Origin of the sequence: Microbacterium sp. H6 (assembly GCF_003314775.1) — a bacterium.
Lineage (GTDB): Bacteria > Actinomycetota > Actinomycetes > Actinomycetales > Microbacteriaceae > Microbacterium > Microbacterium oxydans.
In genome coordinates, this window is record NZ_QOAY01000157.1 from 2,178 (window position 1) to 2,919 (window position 742).

The window sequence follows — 742 nt, forward strand, 5'->3', positions numbered from 1 at the left end:
CTTCGCGCCATGCGCGACGAGACCCCGGCCGTTCGCGTGCTTGCGATACCGCAGCGTCGCGCCCTGGTCGTTCTCGATGTCGACGTAGTTCTTGCCCACGATTCCTCCCGTGCTCCGGAGTTCTCCGGATATATCAACAACCACGACAGGGGCGGATTCATTCCCGCGGATGGATGTGGTCAGTGCTGACAGGAGGGGCACCAGAAGGTGATGCGTTCGCGGGTCGGATCGGCGCCCTGCTCGCCCCGCCGGATCAAGGTGCCGCAGCGTCGGCACGGACGTCCGGCGCGGCCGTACACCCAGGTGCCCTGGCCGGGCCGATCGACGCCGGTGAAGGTGCGGTGACGGCGGTCCCGGTTGGCGCGGATCGTGCGCACACCGAGGTCGAGGAGGGCAGCGACATCGACCTCCGGCGTCGGTCTGGTCGGCAGGATTCCTCGGAGGAACAGGAGTTCTGCGGCGTACTCGTTGCCGAATCCCGCGACGTTGCGCTGATCGAGGAGGGCGACGTGGATGCTGCGGGCGTCGGCCTCGAGACGTCGGACTGCCTCTGCCGCATCCCAGTCGTCGGCGAGCGGATCAGGTCCGAGGTAGCCGACGAGCTGATCCTCGTCACGGGTGGGGACGACCTCGATCTCGGCGATGTCGACGCCCACGGCTTCGCCCCGCGGCGTACCGACGACCGCACGCACCTTGAACGCCGGATGCCGCCACTTCTCGCCGGGGCGATAGGTGAACCACG

At 68.2% G+C, this 742-nt stretch carries 1 protein-coding gene and 1 pseudogene; both read right to left on the reverse strand.

The annotated features are described in order from the left end of the window. Positions 1 to 99 (reverse strand): annotated as a pseudogene (locus tag DSP71_RS24540) (transferase); the annotation flags it as partial. An 80-nt stretch (positions 100 to 179) separates the two neighbouring features. Then, on the reverse strand, positions 180 to 742 hold a 563-nt coding region (locus tag DSP71_RS09990), incomplete at its 5' end, for an Fpg/Nei family DNA glycosylase (protein ID WP_258546360.1).